Origin of the sequence: Phenylobacterium sp. (assembly GCF_031181185.1) — a bacterium.
GTDB lineage: Bacteria > Pseudomonadota > Alphaproteobacteria > Caulobacterales > Caulobacteraceae > Phenylobacterium.
In genome coordinates this window covers 1-21912 of sequence record NZ_JAPSKZ010000049.1, presented here as the reverse complement: position 1 = coordinate 21912, position 21912 = coordinate 1, and the positions used below count along the sequence as shown (strand labels likewise).

The window sequence follows — 21912 nt, the reverse complement described above, 5'->3', positions numbered from 1 at the left end:
CGGGAAGTCGACCGCCGCCTCGAACATGGCCAGCGCCTCGGTCAGGGCGTCGCTCCAGCGGGCCTGCACCTCCGACAGGCGCCCGCCCAGCTGCTCCAGGGCCTGCCGCCGTTGCGCCTCGGTCTCGGCGTCGATGAGGTCGGCGACGCCTTCAGCCTGGGCCAGGTCCAGCTTGCCATTCTCGAAGGCGCGGCGCGTGAACTCGCCCGGCTCGGCCAGCCGCAGCCCCAGCCTGGCCAGCGCCTCGACCAGCGCGCCGACGACGGCCGTCCCGCCGTGCACGTGAAACTCCGCGGCGTCCTCGCCGGTGTAGCTGGCCGGACCCTCGAACCACAGGACCAGAGCCTGGTCGATCTCGCGGCCCTGCCCGTCCGCCAGCCGGCGCACGACGGCGCGACGCGGCTCGGGCAGATCCCCGGCCAGGGCTTGGACGGCGCCCCGGGCTTCGGGTCCGGACACCCGCACGACCGCCACGGCCGCACGGCCGGCCGCCGTCGCCGGCGCGAAGATGGTGTCGGTCATTCCTTGGGCGACGTCCCGCCGAGCCCCGTCTCCATCATCCGCCGGAACTGCTCCTGGGCGCCCGCCCCGAAGCTCATCCAGTTCTTCAGGTACTCCTCGGGCGACAGCATCGAGATGTTGGCGTCGATGCGCTTGGTCATCTCCTGCATCAGGTGTTCGTTCAGGCCGCTCACGTCGGGGAGCCCCAGGAAGCGGCGCGCCTCCTCCGGCGTGCAGTCCACCTCGATCGTCATCTTCATCGCGTCATGCCCTCGTGCTGGAGTTCCATATGGCCGTGGGGGGCGGTCCCGCGCTAGTACCCTTGGCCGAAGGGCCTGCACACGGAGAGCACGACATGGGCGAACGCACCACCATCACCACCGCCGACGGCAGCTTCTCGGCCTATGTGGCTCGGCCGCAGGCTGACAAGGCGCCCGCAATCGTCGTGATCCAGGAGATCTTCGGGGTGAACCAGGTGATGCGCGACATCACCGACGAGCTGGCCGCCCAGGGCTATCTCGCGATCTGTCCCGACCTGTTCTGGCGGATCGAGCCGGGCATCGACATCACCGACCAGTCCGAGGCCGAGTGGAAGAAGGCCTTCGAGCTGTTCAACGCCTTCGATGTCGACCAGGGCGTGAAGGACATCGCCGCCACCATCAAGCAGGTGCGGGCCGACGCGCACTGCAACGGGAAGGTGGGCGCGGTGGGCTATTGCCTGGGCGGCCTGCTGGCCTTCCTCACCGCCACCCGCACCGACGCGGACGCCTCGGTTTCGTACTATGGCGTGGGCATCGAGAACCGCGTCGGCGAGGCCGAGAAGCTGACCCGCCCCCTGCTGATGCATGTGGCCGAGGAAGACCAGTTCGTGCCGAAGGAGGCCCAGGCGGTCATACTCCAGGCGCTGCAGAACCACCCGCAGGTCGAACTCCACACCTATCCGGGGCGTGACCACGCCTTCGCGCGCAAGGGCGGCCAGCACTACCACGAGGCCGACGCCGGTCAGGCCAACGCGCGGACGGCGGCGTTCTTCAAGAAAACCCTGGCCTAGTGGTGGCGACGATGCGTGCTGTCCAGTTCGCCCGCACAGGCGGCCCCGAGGTGCTCGAGCTGGTGGAGGTCGAGACGCCCCCGCCGGCGCCTGGCCAGGTGCTGATCCGGCACGAGGCCATCGGCATCAACTTCATCGACACCTACCACCGCAGCGGCCTCTACCCGGTGAAGCTGCCCACGACACCCGGCGGCGAAGCCGCAGGCGTGGTGGAAGCCCTCGGCGACGGCGTCACCCGGCTGAGGGTGGGCGATCGCGTCGCCTACTCGGGCGGCTTCGGCGCCTATGCGGAGGCGAATGTCGTCGCGGCCGAGCGGGTGGTGAAAGTCCCCGACAACGTCGATGCGCGCGTGGCGGCCGCGTCCCTGCTGAAGGGCATGACGGTCGAGGCCTTCGTCCGCCGCTGCTACCCGGTCCAGGCCGGCCAGACCGTCCTGGTCCACGCCGCCGCCGGCGGGGTCGGGCAGATCATGGTCCAGTGGCTGAAGGCGATCGGCGCGGAGGTGATCGCCACCGTCGGATCGGAAGCCAAGGCGGCCCGGGCGCGTGAACTCGGCGCCGACCACGTCATCCTCTATCGCGAGCAGGACGTGGCGGCCGAGGTTCGGCGGATCACCGGCGGCAAGGGCGTGCCGGTAGCCTACGACTCGGTGGGCAAGGACACCTTCGAAGGGACGCTGGGCAGCCTGGCGCGGCGCGGCTGGTTCGTCAGCTTCGGCAACGCCTCGGGTCCGGCTCCGGCGGTCGAACCGTTCAGGCTGTCGCGGGGGGGGTCGCTGGTCTTCACGCGGCCCACGCTGTTCGACTTCATCGTGACGACCGAGGAGCTGGACGCCAGCGCCCAGGCGCTGTTCGAGATGATTGGCTCCGGCAAGATCAAGATCGAGATCGGCCAGACCTTCCCCCTTGCCGAGGCTCGCGCGGCGCACGAGGCGCTGGAGAGCCGGGCCACGGTCGGCGCCAGCCTGCTGATCCCATGATCTCCACCCCGCCTGTCGCGCACGGAGACGCACTCCTGCACGGCCGGCGGGGCTAATTTCGCGAGAGCCGCTATTTTCCAAAACGAAGGGGCTTCGGTGTCCCGAAGCGCCTGAAATCGCTCGGCTTTCCAGAACAGCCGTTTAGGTGTTCATCGACTGGAAGAAGTCGTCGTTGTTCTTCGACTGGCGCAGCTTGTCGAGCAGGAACTCGATCGCGTCCTGAGCGCCCATCGGGTTCAGGATCCGGCGCAGGATGTAGGTCTTCTGGAGGTGCTCCTTCGGCGTGATGAGCTCCTCCTTCCGGGTGCCCGACTTCAGCACGTCGATGGCCGGATAGATCCGCTTGTCGGCCACCTTCCGGTCCAGGACGATTTCCGAGTTACCGGTGCCCTTGAACTCTTCGAAGATGACTTCGTCCATCCGGCTGCCGGTGTCGATCAGGGCAGTGGCGATGATCGTCAGCGACCCGCCCTCCTCGATGTTCCGCGCGGCGCCGAAGAAGCGCTTCGGCCGCTGCAGGGCGTTGGCGTCGACGCCGCCCGTCAGCACCTTGCCCGAGGACGGCACCACCGTGTTGTAGGCGCGGCCCAGGCGGGTGACCGAGTCCAGCAGGATGACGACGTCACGCTTGTGCTCGACCAGGCGCTTGGCCTTCTCGATCACCATCTCGGCCACCTGGACGTGGCGGGTCGCCGGCTCGTCGAAGGTGGAGGAGATGACCTCGCCCTTCACCGTGCGCTGCATGTCGGTGACTTCTTCCGGGCGCTCGTCGATCAGCAGCACGATCAGGTAGCACTCGGGGTGGTTGGTCTCGATCGACTTGGCGATGTTCTGCAGCATCACCGTCTTGCCGACCCGCGGCGGCGCGGTGATCAGGCAGCGCTGGCCTTTGCCGAGCGGCGCCACGATGTCGATCACGCGGCCCGAGCGGTCCTTCAGCGTCGGATCGTCGATCTCCATCTTCAGCCGCTCGTCGGGATAGAGCGGCGTCAGGTTGTCGAACAGCACCTTGTGCCGGACGCTCTCGGGCGCCTCGAAGTTGATCTGGGTGACGGCGACCAACGCGAAATAGCGCTCGCCTTCGCGCGGCGCACGGACCGCGCCCACCACGGTGTCGCCGGTGCGCAGGCCGAACTTCCGGATCTGGGAAGGGCTGACATAGATGTCGTCGGGGCCGGGCAGGTAGTTGGCCTCAGGGCTGCGCAGGAAGCCGAACCCGTCCTGCACCACCTCGAGCGTGCCCGAGCCCGAGATCTCGACGCCTTCGTCGGCGAGGGTCTTCAGGATCGCGAACATCATGTCCTGCTTGCGCATGGAGTTCGCGTTTTCGATCTCGAGCTTCTCGGCGAAGCTGAGCAGGTCGGCCGGCGACTTGTCCTTCAACTCCTGAAGGCTCATCTGCGACAGGCCCATGGCGGCGATGGCCTTGGAGGCCTCGCTGGGTTCGTCGACTTCCGCTTCCTGGGCGGCGTCTTCGACCTGGGCCTCAGCGGCCTGGGGCTCGAGGGTCTCGGTGTCCGGGAAGTCTTGGGTTTCGTCTTGCATCTTGATTCCACTTGGGAATTCGAGCCGCTGCCGGACAGAGTCCGGGCGGTCCTCGGGTAACGTATGAGCGGCCCGAAAGGGTCGCCGGTGGATTTCGTTTCGGGAGCCGGACCGCGGCGCGGACGTCCGCGCGGGTCGGCGAAAAGGCGGGGCGCGCCGCATTGCACGACGCGTGCGGCCAGCAGGACCACATGCGGCCGGGGCGGTCAAGCGCGCCGGCCGTCACATGAGATGGGATCAGCGGGCGCCGAATTCCAGGACCACGGCCAGGACGGCGACGACCGCGACCAGGAACGGGATCTCGTTGGTGGCGCGCCAGAACTTGGCGCTCTTGGGCCGCTCGCCGGCGGCGATGCGGCGGCCGGACTTCGACAGGAAGCCGTGCCAGCCGGACAGGAAGATGACCGCCGCCAGCTTCACCAGGATCCAAGGCTGGGCCAGGAAGTCCCAGCCGCGGCCGGCCACGAAGACGTGGAAGTAGATCAGCGCGAGGCCGAGGATCCAGGTGATGCTCATCGCCGGATTGATGATGATCTTCAGGAGCTTGCGCTCCCAGACCTGGAAGTGCGCGTCGAACTCGCTGCCCGGCGGGGCCGTCTCGGTGTGATAGGCGTAGAGCCTGGGCAGGTACATCATCCCGGACATCCAGGCGATGACGGCGATGATGTGCAGCGCCCGCAGCAGATTGTACCAGTCCATCACGCCCTCCCCTGTCCCTGGCGGCAGGCGCACTTTCCATAATCCGCCGGGCACAGCCAAGGTCCGAACGGCGCCGGATCCGCCGCCGCCTCGCTCTGCACCGCGTCGGCCAGGGTCCCGATGAAGCTTTCCGCGACCGTGGGCGTCGGCGCCCGGAGATAGGTGGCGATCCCCTGCTCGCGGGCGAGATCGGCATATTCATGGTCCAGCTCGACCAGCGTCTCCACGTGCTCGGACACGAAGGCGACTGGGCAGATCAGGAGCCCCTTGCCGTCGGCGGCTGCGCGGCGGACCTCGTCGTCGGTGGCGGGACCCAGCCACTCCAGGCGCCCCACCCGGCTCTGGTAGCAGACCTTCCAGTCGGCGAACTCCGGCAGCAAGGCGGCGATGGCGGCGGCGCTCGCCTCGACCTGCGCCTGATAAGGGTCCCCGGCCTCGACGATCCGCTTCGGAAGGCCGTGCGCCGAGAACAGCAGGCGCACGTTCGCGGGCCGCCCGGCGGCTTCCCAGGTCTGGCGGATGGCCTGGGCGTAGGCGGCCACGAAGCCCGGCGCGGTCGGATAGCAGCAGACGGTGCGCGTGCGCCCGGGCCCCTTGTAGGCCCGGATCCAGTCGCGGATCGACGAGGCCGAGGTGGTCGTCGAGAACTGGGGATAGAGCGGGAGGAGGACGATCTCGTCGGGCGCGAAGGCGGCGACCGCGCGCGCCGTCTCGTCCGCCCGCGGTTTCCAGTAGCGCATGGAGATGAAGACGCGGGTCTCGACACCCGGCGTCCGGCGACCGAGCTCCGCCTCCAGCGCCCGCGCCTGCTTCTCGGTCTCGGGCAGCAGCGGCGAGCGACCGCCCATGATCGCGTAGTTGGCCTGGGCCGTCCTGTTGCGAGTGGTGGCGATCAGGGCCGCCAGCGGATAGCGGGCGAGCGCCGGTAGCTGGATGATCGCCCCGTCCCGGAACAGGTTGAACAGGAACGGCCGCACGGCCTTCAGGCTGTCGGGGCCGCCCAGGTTGAAGAGGACGACCGCGCGCTTCACGACGCGCGCTTGCCGGTGACGCGCTCGACGACCCGGGCGATGTGCTCGATCGGGGTGTCGGGCATCACGCCGTGGCCCAGGTTGAAGATCCAGGGGCCGTCGCCCCACTGGGCCAGCAGCTGGTCGACCCGGGCGTCTAGCGCCGGCCCGCCCTGGCGCAGCAGGAGGTTGTCCAGGGCGCCCTGGATGCAGCGGCCCTGCGCCTGCAGCCGGCGCCCCAGCGCGGCCGTGGCCTGGGTGTCCAGGGCGATCCCCTCGACTGGAACGCTTTCGGCATAGGTCTCGACCTGGGCGCCGGCGCCCCGCGGGAAGCCGATGATCGGCGCGGCCACGCCTGCGGCGCGGACCTTCTCGACGACCGCGGCGTGCGGCTTCACGACGATCCGTTCGAAGACATCCTCGGAGAGCCCCTCGGCCCAGCTCTCGAACAGCTTCAGCGCCTGGGCGCCGGACTTCGCCTGCAGGACGAGATAGCGGGCGGTGGCCTCGACCAGCACGTCCAGCAGGGCGTCCAGCTTCTCGGGCTCGGCATAGGCGAAGGCGCGGGCGGCTTCGCGGTTGGAACCGCGGCCCTCGAGCATGTAGGTGGCCACCGTCCAGGGCGCGCCGGCGAAGCCGATCAGGGCCCGGTCCGGCTCGAGCTCGGCGCGGACCCGCTGCAGGGTCTCGCCGACGGCGGCCAGGCGTCCGGTGGAGGCCTCGACCTGGTCCCGCAAGGCGGAGATCTCGGGCAGCGGGCCCAGCCTCGGCCCCTCGCCGGCCTCGAACCACACGTCCTGACCGAGAGCGCGCGGGATCAGCAGGATGTCGGCGAAGACGATGGCGCCGTCCATCGGGAAGCGGCGCATGGGCTGTAGCGTCGCCTCGGCCGCCATCTCGGGGTGCAGGCAAAACGCGATGAAGTCCGGCGCCTTCTCACGCAGCGCCCGGTACTCGGGAAGCGAACGCCCCGCCTGCCGCATGAACCAGATCGGGGGACGTTCCTGCGCCTGACCTTGAAGGGCTCGCAGGAGCTTCGGAGTGGGCTCGCTCATCGGGAGCCTTAAAGCCCGCCCCGCCCGTTCGCTCAAGCCCGGCCCGGGACAGCCCTCTTCTCTTCAATCCTTAAGATTCTTGAAAAGAGATGGAGAAGGAGAGACTGGGCCTGTCGAGGACGTGGATAACCGGATTGTCCCTGCGGCGTTGCGTGTCTTTTCCCCAGGATGTTCGAAGCTGGGCCGTAAGGTTCTCCCGTCCTGTGGATCGCGGGGATCGTCCGCCAACCCCTCTGACGGCATTAAGATTCCATTAACGGATCGGGGGAGGAACGGCGGCCGGGGAACGCCGCGGCGGCGCCTGTCGACACCTGCGGCCGGATCGGCGCCCCGCCGGGCGGGCCTGTTGGTTAAGGAAGCGTAAACGGGCCATTTCATCCCGCTCATCCCCGGCGGGTCTGCATCACGCCCGCCCGACCGGCGCCTATCCCCATCGGCGCTCCCGTTCGCTAAGAGGGGTTCCACAGATTTCATCCCCAACTTCCTGGGTGCGACCGATTTGCCGACCACCAGCCCCCAGCGCCTCGCCACCTACTTCCACGTCCACCTGGTGTCGGACTCCACCGGCGAGACCCTGAACGCCATGGCGCGCGCCGTGTGCGCCCGGTTCGAGAACGTGCTGCCGATCGAGCACATCTACGCCCTGGTCCGCTCGCAGCGGCAGCTGGACCGGGCCCTGGGCGACATCGAGGAGGCGCCGGGGATCGTCCTGCACACCATCGTCGACGACAAGCTGCGGCACGCGCTGGAGGAAGGTTGCCGCCGGCTCGACATGCCCTGCATCCCCGCCCTCGATCCCCTGGTCAGCGCCATGCAGCGCTACCTGGGCGCCACGACGACCAGCCGGGTGGGCGCGCACCTGCGCCTCGACAATGACTATTTCAACCGCATGGACGCCCTGAACTACGCCATCGGCCACGACGACGGCCAGGGCGGCCAGGACCTGGATCAGGCCGACGTGGTGCTGGTGGGCGTGTCGCGGACCTCCAAGACGCCCACCTGCATCTACCTGGCTCATCGGGGCGTGCGGGCGGCGAACGTCCCGCTGGTGCCCGGCCGGCCGGTGCCGGAAAAGCTGTTCACGATGAAGAACACGCTGATCGTCGGCCTGACGATCTCGCCCGACCGGCTGATCCAGATCCGGCGCAACCGGCTGCTCAGCCTGAAGGAGAACCGGGAGTCGACCTACATCGACGTGGATTCGGTGCGCGAGGAGATCGTCTATGCGCGGCGGCTCTACGAGCGGCACGGCTGGCCGGTGATCGACGTGACCCGGCGTTCGGTGGAGGAGACGGCCGCGGCGGTGCTGAACCTGCTGCACGGCGGCCACGGCCAGGTGGAGGTGCTGGGATGAGCGAGCCGATCATCCTGGCGTCCAAGAGCGCCGCCCGGCGCGCGGTGCTGGAAGGCGCCGGCGTCCCGTTCGAGAGCCTCGTGGCCGGGGTCGACGAGGATGCGGTCAAGGCGTCGCTGCTGGCCGAGGGCGCGCGCCCGCGCGAGATCGCCGACGCGCTCGCCGAGCTGAAGGCGCTGCGGGTGAGCCGCGGCCGCCAGGGCTTCGTCATCGGCTCGGACCAGACGCTGGAGCTGGAGGGGCGGCTCTACGACAAGGCCGAAACCCTGGACGAGGCGCGCGAGCGGCTGAAGCTGCTGCGCGGCAAGCCGCACAAGCTGCATTCGGCGGTGGTGGTGGCCAAGGAAGGCGCCCCTATCTGGCGCGAGGTGGTCACCTGCACCCTCACCATGCGCGAGTTCTCGGACGATTTCCTGGAAGCCTATCTCGCCAGCGAGGGCGAGCAGGCGCTGGGCTCGGTGGGCTGCTACCGCCTGGAGGGCCCTGGCGCGCAGCTGTTCGCGCGGATCGAGGGCGACTACTTCGCCATCCTGGGCCTGCCCTTGCTGGGTCTGCTCGATCTCCTTCGTCGCCACGGAGCGCTCGCCGCATGAAACCGCCGATCACCGGACGCACCATCGTGGCGGGCGTAGCGGGCAATCCCGTCGCCCATTCGCTGTCGCCGCTGATCCACAACGCCTGGCTGGAAGCCGCCGGGATCGACGGGGTCTATGTGGCCTTCGCGCCGGACGCGGATCGGTTCGAGGTGTTCGTGGACGCCTTCCGGAGCGGGGCGATCCGCGGCCTGAACGTGACCACGCCGTTCAAGGAGGTGGCGCTGTCGGTCGCCGAGGTCGTCAGCCCCCGCGCCGAGATGGCCGCAGCCGCCAACCTGCTGACCTTCGGAACGGACGGCCGGGTGTCGGCCGACAACACCGATGGCATCGGCCTGCTGGGCGCCCTGGCGGCCCAGGCGCCGGGGTTCGATCCCAAGGCTGGACCGATCGCCGTCCTGGGCGCGGGCGGAGCCGCGCGCGGCGCGGTCGCCGCCCTCGTCGCCGCTGGCGCGCCGCAGGTCCGCATCGTCAACCGGACGCTCGCCAGGGCCGAGGCGGTGGCCGGCGCGGTCGGCGCGGGCGCCGTCGCCTGTCCGCTGGACGCGGCCGCCGAGGCGTTCGATGGAGTGACGGCGGTGATCAACGCCACTTCGGCCGGCCTGTCAGGGCAGCCAGGACTGGACGTGCCGCTGGAGGCCGCGCCCGAGACGGCCGTCATCATGGACATGATCTACAAGCCGCTGGAGACGCCGTTCCTGGCCGAGGCGCGGAAGCTGGGCCGCCGCACGGTGGACGGCCTCGAGATGCTGATCCGCCAGGCGGAGCCGTCGTTCCAGGCGTTCTATGGCGCCGCGCCGCCGGCCGATGTGGACGTGCGCGCGCTCGCCATGAAGGCGCTCGGCCAATGAAGGTCATCGGGCTGACCGGCTCGATCGGGATGGGCAAGTCGACGACGGCGGCGATGTTCCGCGAGGCGGGCGTGCCGGTTTACGACGCCGACGCCGCGGTGCACGACCTCTACGACCTGGGCGGGGCGGCCGTCGGCCCCGTCGGTGAGGCCTTCCCTGGCGTCGTGAAGGATGGCCGCGTCGACCGCGAGGAGCTGCGCAAGCGCGTCCTGGGCGACCCGGAGGCGCTGAAGCGGCTGAACGGCATCGTGCATCCATTGGTCGGTCAGGACCGGGTCGGCTTCTTCAAGGCGGCCGAGGAGATCGGCGCCGACCTCGTGGTCCTGGACATTCCCCTGCTGTTCGAGACCAACGGCCACGAGCGGGTGGACTATGTGGTGGTGGTCTCGGCGCCGCCGGAGATGCAGCGCGAGCGCGTGTTGGCGCGGCCCGGCATGACGCCCGAGCGGCTGGACGCCATCCTCGCCCAGCAGACCCCGGACGCCGAGAAGCGCGCGCGCGCCCATTTCGTCGTCGACACCGGCAAGGGGCTGGAGCACGCACGGGGTCAGGTGCTGACGATCATCGCCGCCCTGCGCGCATCCGCCAGTTGAAAGGCCGGCGCGAAGCGGGCCATTGAAGGGTCATGGCTCGCGAGATCGTCCTCGACACCGAAACGACCGGCTTCGACCCCAAGACCGGCGACCGGCTGGTGGAACTGGCCTGCCTCGAGATCGAGAGCTTCGTGCCGACCGGCCGCAGCCTGCACATCTATATCGACCCCTGCCGAGACATGCCCGCCGAGGCCGAGAAGATCCACGGCCTCTCGACCGCCTTCCTGCGCGGCAAGCCGCGCTTCGAGCACCCCGAGGTGGTGGACGCGTTCCTGGAGTTCATCGGCGACTCGCCGCTGGTCGCCCACAACGCCGCCTTCGACCGCAGCTTCATCAACTGGGAGCTCGCGAACTGCCATCGGGAAGAAATCCCCGAGCACCGCTGGATCGACACCCTGGCGCTGGCGAAGCAGCGCTTCCCCGGGATGCACAACTCGCTGGATGCGCTCTGCAAGCGCTTCAAGATCTCGCTGGCCGAGCGCGAGAAGCACGGGGCCTTGATCGACACCAAGCTGCTGGCGGCGGTCTATCTGGAGCTGCGCGGCGGCCGTGAGCGGCGGCTCGAGCTCACCTCGGCGGCAGCGGCCAACGCCGTCCACGCCGCGACGCGCAACGCCTACGGCGCGCGGCCGCGGCCGCTGGCGCCGCTCTCGACGGAAGAAGAGCGGGCGACACACGCCGCCTTCATCCGCGAGGTGGTGAAGAGCGAGGAGCTCTGGGGGAAGTTCGGCCTCTAGGCGTGGCCGACGTTCTCGCCTTCCTGCGCCTTGCGCGCGGCGTAGACGCCGGCGAAGTCGATCGGATCCAGCATGAACGGCGGGAAGCCGCCTTCCGAGGTCACGTCGGCGATGATCCGGCGGGCGAACGGGAACAGGAAGCGCGGGCACTCGATCAGCAGCACCGGCTCCATGTCCTCGGCCGGGATGCCGGCGATCTGGAACACGCCGCCGTACAGCAGCTCGACGACGAACAGCGCGCCGTCCTCGCGGGTGGCCTTGGCCGAGAGCTTGAGGTCCACCTCGAACAGCCCGTCCTCGCGGCCGCGGGCGTTCATCTCGACGCCCAGGTCGATCTGCGGCTGGCCCTGGGCGGCCCGCAGGGCCTCAGGCGCCCGCGGGTTCTCGAACGAGAGGTCGCGGATGAACTGGGCGAGGATGCGGATGCCAGGGCCTTCGCCCTCTTGCGCGCCCGGCGCGCCGGCCTGGGTTTCGGACATGGTTCGGCTAAAATCCTGTTGTAGACGCGGTGTTTCGCGTCGTATCGGCCGGCCCGGCTAACATGGCGCCTCGGGGGATGCAACGCCGCCCCTGACGGCGGCGTTCCGGCAGCCTATATAGAGGCGTTGGACCCCAGCCGTCCTCCTAGCCAAGGCAGAGAGTTGCAAGTCCTCGAGCTGATCATCTTCGCCGGCCTCGCGGCCATCGTGCTCTACCAGCTCTATTCGGTGCTGGGCCGGCGCGTGGGACGCCAGCCGGAAGACCAGCCGGCGGCGGAAGCCGCGCGCGGCGGCGTGCGCCCCGTCGAACCCCCCATCGAGCCGGTGGACGAAGGCGTGGCCCTGACCGGCCTGGCCGCCGTCAAGGCGCTCGACCCGACGTTCGACGTCAGTCGCTTCCTGGGCGGGGCGAAGTCCGCCTATGAGATGATCGTCCGCGCCTATGCCGAAGGCGACCGCGCCACGCTGCGCAACCTTCTGGCGCCCGACGTCCTGGCCAGCTTCGAGGCCGCCATCGACCAGCGCGAAGCCGAGGGCCGGACCGAAACCGTCGAATTCTTCCACGCCCCCCGCGCCGATCTCGAGAAGGCCGACGTGGGTCCCGGCGACATGGGCCGGGTGACCGTGCGCTTCCTCGCCGAATTCCGCAGCCGCTCGAAGGGGCCTGAAGGGGAGGCGGTGGACGACCGCCGGACCGCCGAGCTCTGGACCTTCGAACGCAATCTTAAGAGCCGCGACCCCAACTGGACGCTGGTCCACGTCGACGCCGCGGAGGCGTAAACAGCCTTGAGCCTGCGCCCGGTCCTGGGAGCCGCGTTGGCGGCCCTGAGCCTCGCCGCCTGCGCGACGCCGGCGGCCATGGCCCCCCAGGGACCCGTCGCGCCCCAGCCGAGGCCGGCTCCGTCTCTGCCCGTGCCACCCATCGTCGAACCCTGGGGTCGGGTGGAGTTGGGGACGCTGCCGGGCTGGCGAACCGAAGACCACGCCGAAGCCTTTCGCGCCTTTCGCGAGACCTGCCATGCCGCCCGGCGGCGGGAAATGGCCGACGCCTGCGCCCGCGCCCGCGCCCGCGGTCCGCTCGGACCCTCCGACGCGCGGGCGTTCTTCGAGGACGTCTTCCAGGCCCAGGCGCTGCCTGGCCAAGGCGTGCTGACCGCCTACTTCGCCCCCGTCTATGCGGCCCGGACGAAGCCTAGCGGCGAGTTCAGCATGCCCGTCCGACCGAAGCCGGCCGACCTGGTGAACGGCGAGGCCTATGCGGACCGCGCCGCGATCGAAGCCCGGCCGGCGGACGACGCCATCGCCTGGATGCGGCCCGAGGAGCTGTTCTTCCTGCAGATCCAGGGTTCGGGCGTGCTGGTGTTCGAGGATGGCCGGCGGATGAAGGCGCTGTACGCCGCCAACAACGGCCGGCCGTTCGTGGGCATCGCCAATCCCATGCGTGACCGCGGCCTGCTGCCCCGGGACAACACCTCGGGCGAGATGATCCGGGCGTGGCTCGCCGCCAACCGCGGTCCGGCGGCCGACGAGATCATGCGGCTGAACCCTCGCTACGCCTTCTTCCGGCTGGCGCCCGACGACGGCAAGCCGCCGGCCGGCGCGGCGGGCGTCCCGCTGCCCGCCGGCCGCGCCATCGCGGTGGATCCGGGCTTCCACACCTACGGCGACGTCCTCTGGATCGACGGCGTGGCGCCCATGCTGGCCGGCGCCTTCCCGACCTACCGACGCCTGGTGACGGCGCTGGACACCGGCGGCGCCATCAAGGGGCAGGTCCGGGCCGATCTCTACCTCGGAGAAGGCCCGGCCGCCGGAACCGAAGCCGGCCGCGTGCGGCACACGCTGCGCATGTACCGGCTGGTCCCAAGGTCATGAAGCGGCCGCTGAAGCCCGAGGAGATGCGCATCTGGTCGGTGGTGGCCGCCACGGTCCATCCACTGCCCGGCAAGGCGACGCCCAAGAAGCCGACGCCACAGACCCTGGACGCTCCGGCGCGGATCGATCCGAAGAGCATCAAGCGGCGCGCCCCTGAGAGCACGCGCGAGGGCGTCGACGACATCGAGCCCAACCGCAAGACCCGCATCGCCCGCGAGCGCGATCCGATCGGCGCCCGCATCGACCTGCACGGCATGACCCAGGAGCGGGCGCGGGCGGCGCTCGAGGCCTTCCTGACCCGCGCCTGGGACGAGGGCGTCCGATCGGTGCTGGTGATCACCGGCAAGGGCGTGCAGGGCGACGGCGTACTGCGCAAGTCCACGCCGGAGTGGCTGGCCGCCAAGCACCTGGCGCACATCGTCGCCGGGGTCTCGGAAGCCCACCGCCGCCACGGCGGGGCAGGCGCCCTCTATGTGGCGCTGAAGCGGAAGCCTCGGGGCTAAGCGCCGCGGGACGCCTTCTCGGCCAGGCCCGAGGTCCCTTCGCGCGCCTCCAGGCGTTCGGCCACCTCGTCCAGGGACACGCCAGCCGCGGCCAGCACCACCAGCCAGTGGTAGATCAGGTCGGCGCTTTCGGCGGTGAGGCCGTCGCGGTCGCCTTGGGCCGCGGCGATCACCGTCTCGACCGCTTCCTCGCCCAGCTTCTTGGCGGCGCGGTCCAGGTCGGCGAGCAGCTGGGCCGTGTAGGAGGTGGAGGTGTCGCCGGCCTTGCGGCTCTCGATCACGGCGGCCAGGCGGCCGAAGACATCGGTGAAGCGCTGGTGGGGCATCAGGCGGCCTCCTCGGTGACGCGGACGGGCAGGCCCTCGGCGGCCATGGCGGACTTCACCTCGCCGATGGAGACCTCGCCGAAGTGGAAGATCGAGGCGGCTAGCACCGCATCGGCCCCGGCGCGGACGGCGTCCACCATGTGCCGGGCGTTTCCGGCGCCGCCCGAGGCGATCACCGGCACGCCGACGGCCTGGGTGACCTGGCGCAGCAGTTCGAGGTCATAGCCGGTCTTGGCGCCGTCGCGGTCCATGGAGGTCAGCAGGATCTCGCCCGCCCCGTGCTTCACGACATCGACGGCGTAGTCGACCACGTCGAGGCCGGTGTCCTCGCGCCCGCCGTAGATGAACACCCGCCAGCGGTCGCCTACCTTCTTGGCGTCGATGGCTACGACCGTCGCCTGGCTGCCGAAGGCGTCGGCGCAGCCCGAGATCAGCGTGCGGTCCTTCACGGCGGCGGTGTTGATGCTGATCTTGTCGGCCCCGGCCAGCAGCAGGCGCCGGGCGTCCTCGACGGCGCGGATGCCGCCGCCCACCGACAGCGGCATGAAGCAGACCTCGGCCGTCCGGGCGACCACGTCGAAGATCGTGCCGCGGTTCTCGTGGCTGGCGGTGATGTCGAGGAACATCAGCTCGTCGGCCCCGGCGGCGTCATAGGCCCGGGCCTGTTCCACCGGGTCGCCGGCGTCGCGCAGGCTGACGAACTGCACACCCTTCACCACCCGGCCGTCCTTCACGTCGAGACAGGGGATGACCCGGACATTGAGCATCAGGCGGCGACCTTCAGGGCTTCGGCCGGATCGATGGCGCCGTTGTAGAGTGCGCGGCCCAGCACGGCGCCGGCGATGGGCGTGCCGGCGCGCGCCTTCACCTTCACCAGGTCGTCCACCGAAGCGAGGCCGCCGGCGACGATGACCGGAATGCGGACGGCGTCGGCGATGGCCCCGAAAGCCTCGACGTTGAAGCCCATGACGGTGCCGTCGCGATCGATGTCGGTGATGATCAGGGCGCCGACGCCAGCGTCTTCGAACCGCTTGGCGACGGTGATCGCGTCGAGGTCGCTATCGGCGGTCCAGCCCTGGACGGCCACCTTCCCTTTGCGGACATCGACGCTGACGGCGATCTGCTCGGGGAAGAGGCGTGCGGCGTCGAGCACGATCTGCGGCTCCTTCACCGCGACGGTGCCCAGGATCACCCGGCTGACGCCCGCCTCGATCCAACGCTCGACGTCGGCCAGGGTGCGGATGCCGCCGCCAAGCTGCACCGGGATCGACACCGAGGACAGGATAGCCTCGACCGCGGCGGCGTTCACCGCCTGGCCCTGCACCGCGCCGTTCAGGTCGACCACGTGCACCCAGTGGAAGCCGGCGTCGGCGAACGACTTCGCCTGCGCGCCGGGGTCGTTGTTGAAGACGGTGGCGGTGGACAGGTCGCCGTGCAGCACGCGCACGCACTGGCCGTCCTTCAGGTCGATGGCGGGATAGAGGATCACGGGCGCCACTCCAGGAAGTCGGCGAGGAGGGAGAGGCCAGCGCCTTGCGACTTCTCCGGGTGGAACTGCACGCCGGCCATGTTGCCGCGCGCGACGGCCGCGGGGAAGCGGCCGCCGTGGTCGACATAGGCCGCAACGTCGGCGGCGTCTTCTGCGAAGAAGGCGAAGGAGTGGGTGAAATAGACGGGTCGGTCGTGCAGGCCGCGGAAGACCGGGTGCTCGGCGACCTCCAGCAGGGCGTTCCAGCCCATGTGCGGGACCTTGGCGGCGGGATCGGCCGGCTCGATCCGCTTCACGTCGCCTTCGATCCAGCCGAGGCCGGCGGTCTCGCCGAACTCGAGGCCGCGGCTGGCCATCAGCTGCATGCCGACGCAGATTCCGAGGAACGGCCGGCCCTTGCGGCGCACCGCCTCGTCCATGGCCTCGATGACGCCGGCGCGCTCACCCAGCGCGGCCATGCAGGCGGCGAAGGCGCCGACGCCCGGCAGGACGACCCGGTCCGCCTTGGCGATGACCTCCGGATCGTGAGTGACGACGATGTTCGCCCTGCCGTCCGCCGCGCGGACCAGGGCCTTCTCGGCCGAGCGCAGGTTGCCCGACCCGTAGTCGATGAGCGCTACCCGCTGAGTCATCGCCAAGCTCTCGAAAACCCTTCTCCCCCTGCGGGAGAAGGTGTCAGCCGAAGGCTGACGGATGAGGGGTCGCACCGGAGCCATCGCCGCAAGCCGTCGCGGAGCTTCACCGAGGGGTCTGGGAGACCCCTCATCCGACCCGCTCCGCGGGCCACCTTCTCCCGCAGGGGGAGAAGGATGTCTGCGGGCGACCCGATCGTCATGTGAGGATCAGAGCACGCCCTTGGTGGAGGGGGCGTGGCCGTGGGTCTTGGGATCGAGCTCGACGGCCTGGCGCAGGGCGCGCGCCAGGGCCTTGAACCCGCTCTCGGCGATGTGGTGCGAATTGGCGCCGTACAGGCATTCCAGGTGCACGCACGCGCCCAGGTTCATGGCGAAGGCGTGGTGGAATTCCTTGAAGAGCTCGGTGTCCATGTCGCCGACCTTGGGCGTGCGGAACTCGGTCTTCCAGATCAGGTAGGGCCGGTTGGACAGGTCGATGGCGCAGCGCGACAGAGTTTCGTCCATCGGGATGTAGGCGTGGCCGAAGCGGCGGATGCCCTTGAAGCCGTCCAGCGCGTCCTTGATCGCCTGGCCCAGCACGATGCCGGTGTCCTCGACCGTGTGGTGCATGTCGATGTGCAGGTCGCCCTTGGTCTCGACCTTCAGGTCGATCCCGCCGTGCCGGGCGAAGCTGTCCAGCATGTGGTCGAAGAAGCCGATGCCGGTGGTGACGTCCGACACGCCGGTCCCGTCCAGGTCCACCCAGACGCGGATCTGGGTCTCCTTGGTGTCGCGGCGGACTTCGGCCGAGCGGCTCATCGATCAGTACCCCTTGGAAGCCGCCAGGTCCTTGAGCGAGACCTGCGGGCGCGGGCCGTAGTGCGAGATCACCTCGGCCGCCGCCAGGGAGGCCAGCTTGCCGCACTGCTGCAGCGGTCGCCCCCGGGACAGGCCGAACATGAACCCGGCCGCGTATTGGTCGCCCGCGCCGGTCGTGTCCACGACTTTTTCCACAGGCTCGGCCGGCACCGTCAGGCGCTCGCCCTGGCTCAGGATGATCGAACCCTGCTCGCTGCGCGTGACGGCGGCCAGCTTCACGCGCTGGCGCAGGGCCTCGGCGGCTTGGTCGAAGCTGTCGGTCTCGAACAGGGCCAGCAGCTCGGCCTCGTTGGCGAACAGCAGGTCGACCTGGCCTTCGATGAAGCCCAGGAGCGCGCCCCGGTGGCGCTCGACCACGAAGCTGTCGGAGAGCGTGAGCGCGATCATCCGGCCCGAACCGTGAGCCAGGGCGGCGGCCTTGGCGAAGGCGCGCCGCGCGGCCTCGGCGTCGAAGAGGTAGCCCTCCAGGTAGACGATCTTCGAGGCCTCGATGACGTCGGCCTCCACGTCGGCGTCGGTGAACTGTACCGAGGCGCCCAGGAAGGTGCACATGGTGCGCTGGCCGTCGGGCGTAACGTTGATCATCGACACGGCGGTGGCCGGGCCGCCGCTCAGCGGCGCGTTCTCGAACCGCGCGCCGATGCCGCGCATGTCCTCGGCGAAGAGCCGGCCGAGGTCGTCGTCGGCGACCTTGCCCATGAAGGCGCCCCTGCCGCCGAAGCTCGCGAGGCCCGCGATGGTGTTGGCCGCCGAGCCGCCCGAAGCCTGGATCTCGGGCGACATGGTCGAATAGAGGGCCTGGCTGCGGGCCTGGTCCACCAGCTGCATCGAGCCCTTCGCCAGCCCCTGGTCCGCGATCCAGGCCTCGGTCGTCGGGCCGATGACGTCGACGATGGCGTTGCCGATGGCGGCGACGTCGTAGAGCTCTGGCATTGCTGGACTTCTTCCCCGGACGCGAGTGCGCGCCGATTACAGGGAAAGCGGCGGCGCGGCTAGCGCCCGATGAACAGATGCCGGCTGGGGCACAGGTCGGCGACCGGGCACCCCTCGCATTTCGGCCGGCGGGCCACGCAGGTGTAGCGGCCGTGCAGGATCAGCCAGTGGTGGGCGCGGGTCAGGTAGGGCTCGGGCACGATGGCCATCAGGTCGGCCTCGACGGCGTCCGGCGTCTTGCCGCTGGAAAGCCCCAGGCGATGCGAGACACGGAAGACGTGGGTGTCGACGGCGATGGCGGGCTCCACCCGCAGCTCGTTCAGCACCACCGAGGCGGTCTTGCGGCCGACGCCGGGCAGGGCCTGCAGCTTCTCGCGCTCCAGCGGGACTTCGCCGCCGTACTGCTCCACGAGGATGCGGGAGAGCGCGATGACGTTCTTGGCCTTGGTGTTGAAGAGGCCGATCGACGAGATGAAGGGCTTCAAGCCCTCTTCGCCCAGCGCCAGCATCCTCTCCGGCGTGTCGGCGACCTGGAACAGCTTGGCCGTGGCCTTGTTGACCGACACGTCGGTCGCCTGGGCCGAGAGGGCGACGGCGACCACCAGCGTATAGGGGCTGTCGTAGTCCAGCTCGGTGCGCGGGTCGCTCTCCAGGCTCTCGAAGCGTGAGAACAGCTCGGCGATGCGGGCCTGCTCGGCCGGTTTCAGGGGTTTTCGCTTCAGGGCCTTGGCCATGCGGGTAGATGCCGCTGACCGCCCGCCTTCGCCAAGAGGGCGCTTGGGCGCAAGCGGACCTCGAATTATCGTGGGGCTCGCATGATCCCGGCGCTGTACATGGATGCGGTCATCACGCCCAACCGCTCGCTGTCCGAGCGGGGGTTCGTCATCCTCATCAGCATCATCACCCTCGCCAACATCGCCTCGGCCGCGGTCTTCGTGGCCATGGGCGCGCACTGGGTGCCGATTTTCCTGGGCATCGACCTGGCCGCCGTCGTGGTCGCCTTCCTGATCAGCTTCCGCCAAGCGCGCAACGTCGAGCGGGTGCAGGTCAGCCCGCACCAGGTGGTGGTCACCTACGAGACGCCGAAGTGGACGCGGGTGGTGTGGGAGAGCCCCACGGCCTTCACGCGCGTGAACGTCGAGCGCGACGCAGAGGACGGTCGCGTGGTGGACCTGAAGCTGGCGTTGTCGGGGCGGGAGACGGCGGTGGCGGCGGCGCTCAGCCCGCGCGAGCGCGCCGACTTCGCCCGCGCCCTGGAAGACGCGATCTGGCGCGCACGCCGCGGCGCCTAGGCTTGGGCGACAGCCTGTTTCAGCGCCTCGAGTCGACGCCCGTCGGCCGGGTGGGTCGACAGGACCTCGGGCGGCTGGCCCTTGGCGTCGGTGCGAGTCGCCATCCGCTCCCAGAACCGCACGGCGGCGCGAGGGTCGAGACGGGACCGGCGCATGAGATCGACGCCGACGGCGTCGGCCTCCAGCTCGTGCTTGCGGGAGTAGGGCAGGATCACGCCGAAGACGGCGCCCATGCCGAGCGCCGCGCCGATCTCGTCCGTCCATTCGCCGGCGTCCTGGGCGATCAGCAGCTGGGCGACGGAGACGCCGGCCTGCACCGCCAGCTCCTGGCTGACCCGCTCGGCGGGATGGCGGGCGATGATATGGCCGATCTCGTGGCCCAGCACCGAGGCGATCTCGGCGTCGGAGCCCGCGAACTCGAAGAGACCGCGGAAGAAGCCCACGCGCCCGTTCGGCAGGACGAAGGCGTTGAAGTCGGGGCTGTCCAGCACCGTGAACGACCAGTTCAGGTCCGACCGGCCGGAGGCGGCCACCAGCGGCGCGGCGATGCGCGCCAGGCGCGCATGCGCGGCGGGATCGCGCACGGGCGGGATCTCGGCCTCGATTTGGGACCAGGCCTGGTCGGCCAGGCCGGCAAGCTGCCCGTCGTCCACCAGGACCAGCTGGTTGCGGCCGGTGACCGCGTTCTCGCTGCAGGCGGCGAGCGAGAGCGCCCCCAGCCCCGCCAGCAGTCCGCGCCTGGAGAAGCAGAGGCCGCACATGGTCAGAGAATGAACTTCGAAAGGTCGGCGTTGCCGGCCAGTTCGCCGATCCGGCCGGTCACGTAGGGCGCGTCGATGGTCACCGTCTCGCCGGTGCGGTCGGCGGCGGTGAAGCTGATCTCCTCCAGCACCTTCTCCAGGATGGTCTGAAGCCGGCGCGCGCCGATGTTCTCGACCGACCCGTTCACGGCGACGGCGGCGTCGGCCAGGGCGTCGATGGCCTCCTCGGTGAAGGTCAGCGTCACGCCTTCGGTGGCCAGAAGCGCCTGGTGCTGGCGGATCAGATTGGCCTCGGGCTCGGTCAGGATGCGACGCATGTCCTCGCGGGAAAGCGCCTTAAGCTCCACCCGGATGGGCAGCCGTCCCTGCAGCTCCGGCAGCAGGTCCGAGGGCTTGGCCACGTGGAAGGCGCCCGAGGCGATGAACAGGATGTGGTCGGTCTTCACCGGGCCGTGCTTGGTCGAGACGGTCGTGCCCTCGATCAGCGGCAGCAGGTCGCGCTGTACGCCTTCGCGGGAGACGTCGGCGCCGGCGCGGTCCTGGCGGCTGGCCACCTTGTCGATCTCGTCGAGGAAGACGATCCCCTGGTTCTCGGCCAGCTCCAGGGCCTCCTGGGTCAGGGCCTCTTGGTCGACCAGCTTGTCGCTCTCCTCGGCGATCAGCGGGGCCCAGGCGCCGGACACGGTGGTCTTGTGGGTCTTGGTGCGGCCGCCGAAGGCCTTGCCGAACATGTCGCCGAGGTTCAGCACGCCCATGGACGCGCCGGGCTGGCCGGGGATCTCCATGGCGCCGAAGGGCGAGGACGTGTCGGCCAGCTGCAGCTCGACCTCCTTGTCGTCCAGTTCGCCGGCCCTGAGCTTCTTGCGGAAGGCCTCGCGGGCGGCGGTCGAGCCGGGGCCGGTCAGGGCGTCCAGGATGCGCTCTTCCGCGGCGGCCTCGGCCCGGGCGCGGACGCCGGCCCGGCGCTTCTCGCGGACCATGGCGATGGCGCTTTCCACCAGGTCGCGGACGATCTGGTCGACGTCGCGGCCGACGTAGCCCACCTCAGTGAACTTGGTGGCTTCGACCTTGAGGAACGGGGCCTGGGCGAGCTTCGCCAGCCGTCGGGCGATCTCCGTCTTCCCCACGCCGGTGGGGCCGATCATCAGGATGTTCTTCGGCGTGACCTCGTCGCGCAGCTCGTCCGGCACGCGGCGCCGGCGCCAGCGATTGCGGAGCGCCACGGCCACGGCGCGCTTGGCCTCGGCGTGGCCGACGATGAAGCGGTCGAGCTCGGAGACGATCTCGCGCGGGGAGAATTCGGTCATGTTGGGGGCTAGATAGTCACGAGTTCGCGGGTTTCGGAGGGGGCGGCGCCTCCAAGAGCTCGTCGAACAGAAGCCGCCAGCCCGGCTTGTCGTTGCGCCAGACGCGCACGTAGTGGCCGCGCGTCTCGGTCCCGTCCTTCGTCCAGCGGGCCGCGCCGTAGGTCCAGGCGAGGTCGCCGGCCTTGGACGCGCTGCCGCCCAGGGGCGCATAGTCGATGGCGGCCGCGCGGGTCGCAAGCTCGGCCTCGATCTCGGCTCGGTTCGTCGGCGGCCTGGCCTTGGAGCCGGTGATGCGACCGTCGTCGGCCACCACCGCCAGGAAGGCGGCCTTCACGTCGGTCCTGGCCTTGGCGTGCAGCTCGGCCTCGACCCGGGTGACCTCGCCCATGGCCTTGGCGGCGGAGCCGGCCTGGCGCTCGGAGAGGCGGGCATAGGCGACGGGCGAGTCCTTCGGCGCCGCGCCCGCGGTGCTGCTGGGCGGGCCGCCG

The 21912-nt window shown here is 70.1% G+C and carries 27 protein-coding genes and 1 pseudogene; 11 read left to right on the top strand and 17 right to left on the bottom strand.

What is annotated here, in order from left to right; all coding sequences use genetic code 11:
* Together RIF93_RS08330 and RIF93_RS08325 are read right to left on the bottom strand one after the other, a co-directional pair.
* A pseudogene (locus RIF93_RS08330) lies at positions 1-522 on the bottom strand (tRNA uridine-5-carboxymethylaminomethyl(34) synthesis GTPase MnmE); the annotation flags it as partial.
* Positions 519-761 carry a DUF6489 family protein gene (locus RIF93_RS08325; RefSeq protein WP_309090275.1) on the bottom strand — a complete coding sequence of 81 codons (243 nt, stop codon included), beginning with the start codon at positions 759-761 and terminating at the stop codon, positions 519-521. The pseudogene RIF93_RS08330 and the gene RIF93_RS08325, both read right to left, overlap by 4 nt.
* A 95-nt stretch (positions 762-856) precedes the next feature.
* Between RIF93_RS08325 and RIF93_RS08320 the strand changes: the two genes are divergently transcribed.
* Positions 857-1552 (top strand): dienelactone hydrolase family protein, encoded by a 696-nt coding sequence (locus RIF93_RS08320; RefSeq protein WP_309090273.1) that lies wholly within the window; start codon positions 857-859, stop codon positions 1550-1552.
* 11 nt (positions 1553-1563) lie between these two features.
* Complete coding sequence (locus RIF93_RS08315; protein WP_309090271.1) at positions 1564-2532, top strand: quinone oxidoreductase; 969 nt, start codon at positions 1564-1566, stop codon at positions 2530-2532.
* A 141-nt stretch (positions 2533-2673) separates the two neighbouring features.
* Here RIF93_RS08315 and rho read toward each other — a convergent pair whose 3' ends face one another.
* The 4 genes from rho to hemE all read right to left on the bottom strand — a co-directional run bounded on the left by rho (position 2674) and on the right by hemE (position 6841).
* Positions 2674-4077, bottom strand: a complete 1404-nt coding sequence (rho, locus tag RIF93_RS08310) for a transcription termination factor Rho (protein ID WP_309090269.1) — start codon at positions 4075-4077, stop codon at positions 2674-2676.
* A 237-nt stretch (positions 4078-4314) separates the two neighbouring features.
* Positions 4315-4776 carry a CopD family protein gene (locus tag RIF93_RS08305; protein WP_309090267.1) on the bottom strand — a complete coding sequence of 154 codons (462 nt, stop codon included), beginning with the start codon at positions 4774-4776 and terminating at the stop codon, positions 4315-4317.
* Positions 4776-5807, bottom strand: a complete 1032-nt coding sequence (gene hemH, locus RIF93_RS08300; RefSeq protein ID WP_309090265.1) for a ferrochelatase — start codon at positions 5805-5807, stop codon at positions 4776-4778. Before hemH ends, RIF93_RS08305 begins: the two co-directional genes overlap by 1 nt.
* Complete coding sequence (hemE, locus tag RIF93_RS08295; protein WP_309090263.1) at positions 5804-6841, bottom strand: uroporphyrinogen decarboxylase; 1038 nt, start codon at positions 6839-6841, stop codon at positions 5804-5806. Before hemE ends, hemH begins: the two co-directional genes overlap by 4 nt.
* A gap of 472 nt (positions 6842-7313) precedes the next feature.
* Here hemE and RIF93_RS08290 point away from each other — a divergent pair, with 472 nt between their 5' ends.
* From RIF93_RS08290 to dnaQ, 5 genes are read left to right on the top strand one after another with little or no spacing between them, the layout of a single operon-like run.
* Positions 7314-8195 (top strand): pyruvate, water dikinase regulatory protein, encoded by an 882-nt coding sequence (locus tag RIF93_RS08290; protein WP_309090277.1) that lies wholly within the window; start codon positions 7314-7316, stop codon positions 8193-8195.
* Positions 8192-8788: a nucleoside triphosphate pyrophosphatase gene (locus RIF93_RS08285; RefSeq protein ID WP_309090261.1), complete on the top strand. Its 597-nt coding sequence runs from the start codon at positions 8192-8194 to the stop codon at positions 8786-8788. The genes RIF93_RS08290 and RIF93_RS08285 overlap by 4 nt, the downstream gene beginning before the upstream one ends.
* On the top strand, positions 8785-9639 hold the full coding sequence (gene aroE / locus RIF93_RS08280) for a shikimate dehydrogenase (protein WP_309090259.1): 855 nt from the start codon (positions 8785-8787) through the stop codon (positions 9637-9639). The genes RIF93_RS08285 and aroE overlap by 4 nt, the downstream gene beginning before the upstream one ends.
* On the top strand, positions 9636-10232 hold the full coding sequence (gene coaE / locus RIF93_RS08275; protein ID WP_309090258.1) for a dephospho-CoA kinase: 597 nt from the start codon (positions 9636-9638) through the stop codon (positions 10230-10232). The genes aroE and coaE overlap by 4 nt, the downstream gene beginning before the upstream one ends.
* Positions 10233-10264: 32 nt before the next feature.
* Positions 10265-10969, top strand: a complete 705-nt coding sequence (gene dnaQ / locus RIF93_RS08270; RefSeq protein WP_309090256.1) for a DNA polymerase III subunit epsilon — start codon at positions 10265-10267, stop codon at positions 10967-10969.
* Here the strand turns inward: dnaQ and secB are convergent.
* A complete protein-coding gene (gene secB / locus RIF93_RS08265) occupies positions 10966-11448 on the bottom strand; it encodes a protein-export chaperone SecB (protein ID WP_309090255.1) in 483 nt (160 codons plus the stop codon). The genes dnaQ and secB overlap by 4 nt on opposite strands.
* Before the next feature lie 162 nt (positions 11449-11610).
* Here secB and timA point away from each other — a divergent pair, with 162 nt between their 5' ends.
* The 3 genes from timA to RIF93_RS08250 are packed head-to-tail and all read left to right on the top strand — an operon-like array spanning position 11611 to position 13823.
* A complete protein-coding gene (gene timA, locus RIF93_RS08260) occupies positions 11611-12228 on the top strand; it encodes a TIM44-related membrane protein TimA (RefSeq protein ID WP_309090253.1) in 618 nt (205 codons plus the stop codon).
* 6 nt (positions 12229-12234) lie between these two features.
* Positions 12235-13320 carry an MltA domain-containing protein gene (locus RIF93_RS08255; RefSeq protein WP_309090251.1) on the top strand — a complete coding sequence of 362 codons (1086 nt, stop codon included), beginning with the start codon at positions 12235-12237 and terminating at the stop codon, positions 13318-13320.
* Positions 13317-13823 (top strand): Smr/MutS family protein, encoded by a 507-nt coding sequence (locus RIF93_RS08250; protein ID WP_309090249.1) that lies wholly within the window; start codon positions 13317-13319, stop codon positions 13821-13823. Before RIF93_RS08255 ends, RIF93_RS08250 begins: the two co-directional genes overlap by 4 nt.
* Here RIF93_RS08250 and RIF93_RS08245 read toward each other — a convergent pair.
* The 7 genes from RIF93_RS08245 to nth all read right to left on the bottom strand — a co-directional run bounded on the left by RIF93_RS08245 (position 13820) and on the right by nth (position 18798).
* Positions 13820-14149, bottom strand: a complete 330-nt coding sequence (locus tag RIF93_RS08245; protein WP_309090247.1) for a phosphoribosyl-ATP diphosphatase — start codon at positions 14147-14149, stop codon at positions 13820-13822. The two genes, RIF93_RS08250 and RIF93_RS08245, sit on opposite strands and share 4 nt — an antisense overlap.
* Positions 14149-14916: an imidazole glycerol phosphate synthase subunit HisF gene (gene hisF / locus RIF93_RS08240; protein ID WP_309090245.1), complete on the bottom strand. Its 768-nt coding sequence runs from the start codon at positions 14914-14916 to the stop codon at positions 14149-14151. The genes RIF93_RS08245 and hisF overlap by 1 nt, the downstream gene beginning before the upstream one ends.
* Entirely contained in the window at positions 14916-15638 is a 723-nt protein-coding gene (gene hisA / locus RIF93_RS08235; RefSeq protein ID WP_309090243.1) for a 1-(5-phosphoribosyl)-5-[(5-phosphoribosylamino)methylideneamino]imidazole-4-carboxamide isomerase, read from the bottom strand. Before hisA ends, hisF begins: the two co-directional genes overlap by 1 nt.
* A complete protein-coding gene (gene hisH, locus RIF93_RS08230; RefSeq protein WP_309090241.1) occupies positions 15635-16270 on the bottom strand; it encodes an imidazole glycerol phosphate synthase subunit HisH in 636 nt (211 codons plus the stop codon). The genes hisA and hisH overlap by 4 nt, the downstream gene beginning before the upstream one ends.
* Positions 16271-16480: 210 nt before the next feature.
* Positions 16481-17071, bottom strand: a complete 591-nt coding sequence (gene hisB / locus RIF93_RS08225) for an imidazoleglycerol-phosphate dehydratase HisB (RefSeq protein WP_309090239.1) — start codon at positions 17069-17071, stop codon at positions 16481-16483.
* Between the two features lie 3 nt (positions 17072-17074).
* Positions 17075-18064, bottom strand: a complete 990-nt coding sequence (locus tag RIF93_RS08220) for an adenosine kinase (protein ID WP_309090237.1) — start codon at positions 18062-18064, stop codon at positions 17075-17077.
* Positions 18065-18123: 59 nt separating this feature from the next.
* The gene (gene nth / locus RIF93_RS08215; RefSeq protein ID WP_309090235.1) at positions 18124-18798 is read right to left on the bottom strand and encodes an endonuclease III; all 675 of its coding nucleotides are present in this window, start codon (positions 18796-18798) and stop codon (positions 18124-18126) included.
* Between the two features lie 81 nt (positions 18799-18879).
* On the opposite strand from nth, the gene RIF93_RS08210 reads away from it, so the two are divergent.
* Positions 18880-19356 (top strand): DUF2244 domain-containing protein, encoded by a 477-nt coding sequence (locus RIF93_RS08210; RefSeq protein WP_309090233.1) that lies wholly within the window; start codon positions 18880-18882, stop codon positions 19354-19356.
* On the opposite strand, the gene RIF93_RS08205 is transcribed toward RIF93_RS08210, so the two are convergent.
* The 3 genes from RIF93_RS08205 to RIF93_RS08195 all read right to left on the bottom strand — a co-directional run.
* Positions 19353-20117, bottom strand: a complete 765-nt coding sequence (locus RIF93_RS08205) for a M48 family metallopeptidase (RefSeq protein WP_309090231.1) — start codon at positions 20115-20117, stop codon at positions 19353-19355. The two genes, RIF93_RS08210 and RIF93_RS08205, sit on opposite strands and share 4 nt — an antisense overlap.
* A 2-nt stretch (positions 20118-20119) precedes the next feature.
* Positions 20120-21424 carry an ATP-dependent protease ATPase subunit HslU gene (gene hslU / locus RIF93_RS08200; protein WP_309090229.1) on the bottom strand — a complete coding sequence of 435 codons (1305 nt, stop codon included), beginning with the start codon at positions 21422-21424 and terminating at the stop codon, positions 20120-20122.
* A 16-nt stretch (positions 21425-21440) separates the two neighbouring features.
* On the bottom strand, positions 21441-21912 hold a 472-nt coding region (locus RIF93_RS08195; protein WP_309090227.1), incomplete at its 5' end, for a nuclear transport factor 2 family protein.

Excerpts from the sequence above, each read along its gene's own strand:
- RIF93_RS08305 (WP_309090267.1), bottom strand. The coding sequence starts at position 4,776 with ATGGACTGGTACAATCTGCTGCGGGCGCTGCACATCATCGCCGTCATC.
- secB (WP_309090255.1), bottom strand. The coding sequence starts at position 11,448 with ATGTCCGAAACCCAGGCCGGCGCGCCGGGCGCGCAAGAGGGCGAAGGC.
- dnaQ (WP_309090256.1), top strand. The coding sequence starts at position 10,265 with ATGGCTCGCGAGATCGTCCTCGACACCGAAACGACCGGCTTCGACCCC.
- hisB (WP_309090239.1), bottom strand. The coding sequence starts at position 17,071 with ATGAGCCGCTCGGCCGAAGTCCGCCGCGACACCAAGGAGACCCAGATC.
- hslU (WP_309090229.1), bottom strand. The coding sequence starts at position 21,424 with ATGACCGAATTCTCCCCGCGCGAGATCGTCTCCGAGCTCGACCGCTTC.
- RIF93_RS08245 (WP_309090247.1), bottom strand. The coding sequence starts at position 14,149 with ATGCCCCACCAGCGCTTCACCGATGTCTTCGGCCGCCTGGCCGCCGTG.
- aroE (WP_309090259.1), top strand. The coding sequence starts at position 8,785 with ATGAAACCGCCGATCACCGGACGCACCATCGTGGCGGGCGTAGCGGGC.
- hisF (WP_309090245.1), bottom strand. The coding sequence starts at position 14,916 with ATGCTCAATGTCCGGGTCATCCCCTGTCTCGACGTGAAGGACGGCCGG.
- hemE (WP_309090263.1), bottom strand. The coding sequence starts at position 6,841 with ATGAGCGAGCCCACTCCGAAGCTCCTGCGAGCCCTTCAAGGTCAGGCG.
- RIF93_RS08210 (WP_309090233.1), top strand. The coding sequence starts at position 18,880 with ATGATCCCGGCGCTGTACATGGATGCGGTCATCACGCCCAACCGCTCG.
- RIF93_RS08325 (WP_309090275.1), bottom strand. The coding sequence starts at position 761 with ATGAAGATGACGATCGAGGTGGACTGCACGCCGGAGGAGGCGCGCCGC.
- RIF93_RS08320 (WP_309090273.1), top strand. The coding sequence starts at position 857 with ATGGGCGAACGCACCACCATCACCACCGCCGACGGCAGCTTCTCGGCC.
- RIF93_RS08250 (WP_309090249.1), top strand. The coding sequence starts at position 13,317 with ATGAAGCGGCCGCTGAAGCCCGAGGAGATGCGCATCTGGTCGGTGGTG.
- coaE (WP_309090258.1), top strand. The coding sequence starts at position 9,636 with ATGAAGGTCATCGGGCTGACCGGCTCGATCGGGATGGGCAAGTCGACG.
- nth (WP_309090235.1), bottom strand. The coding sequence starts at position 18,798 with ATGGCCAAGGCCCTGAAGCGAAAACCCCTGAAACCGGCCGAGCAGGCC.
- RIF93_RS08205 (WP_309090231.1), bottom strand. The coding sequence starts at position 20,117 with ATGTGCGGCCTCTGCTTCTCCAGGCGCGGACTGCTGGCGGGGCTGGGG.
- RIF93_RS08315 (WP_309090271.1), top strand. The coding sequence starts at position 1,564 with ATGCGTGCTGTCCAGTTCGCCCGCACAGGCGGCCCCGAGGTGCTCGAG.
- RIF93_RS08285 (WP_309090261.1), top strand. The coding sequence starts at position 8,192 with ATGAGCGAGCCGATCATCCTGGCGTCCAAGAGCGCCGCCCGGCGCGCG.
- hisH (WP_309090241.1), bottom strand. The coding sequence starts at position 16,270 with ATGACTCAGCGGGTAGCGCTCATCGACTACGGGTCGGGCAACCTGCGC.
- RIF93_RS08220 (WP_309090237.1), bottom strand. The coding sequence starts at position 18,064 with ATGCCAGAGCTCTACGACGTCGCCGCCATCGGCAACGCCATCGTCGAC.
- rho (WP_309090269.1), bottom strand. The coding sequence starts at position 4,077 with ATGCAAGACGAAACCCAAGACTTCCCGGACACCGAGACCCTCGAGCCC.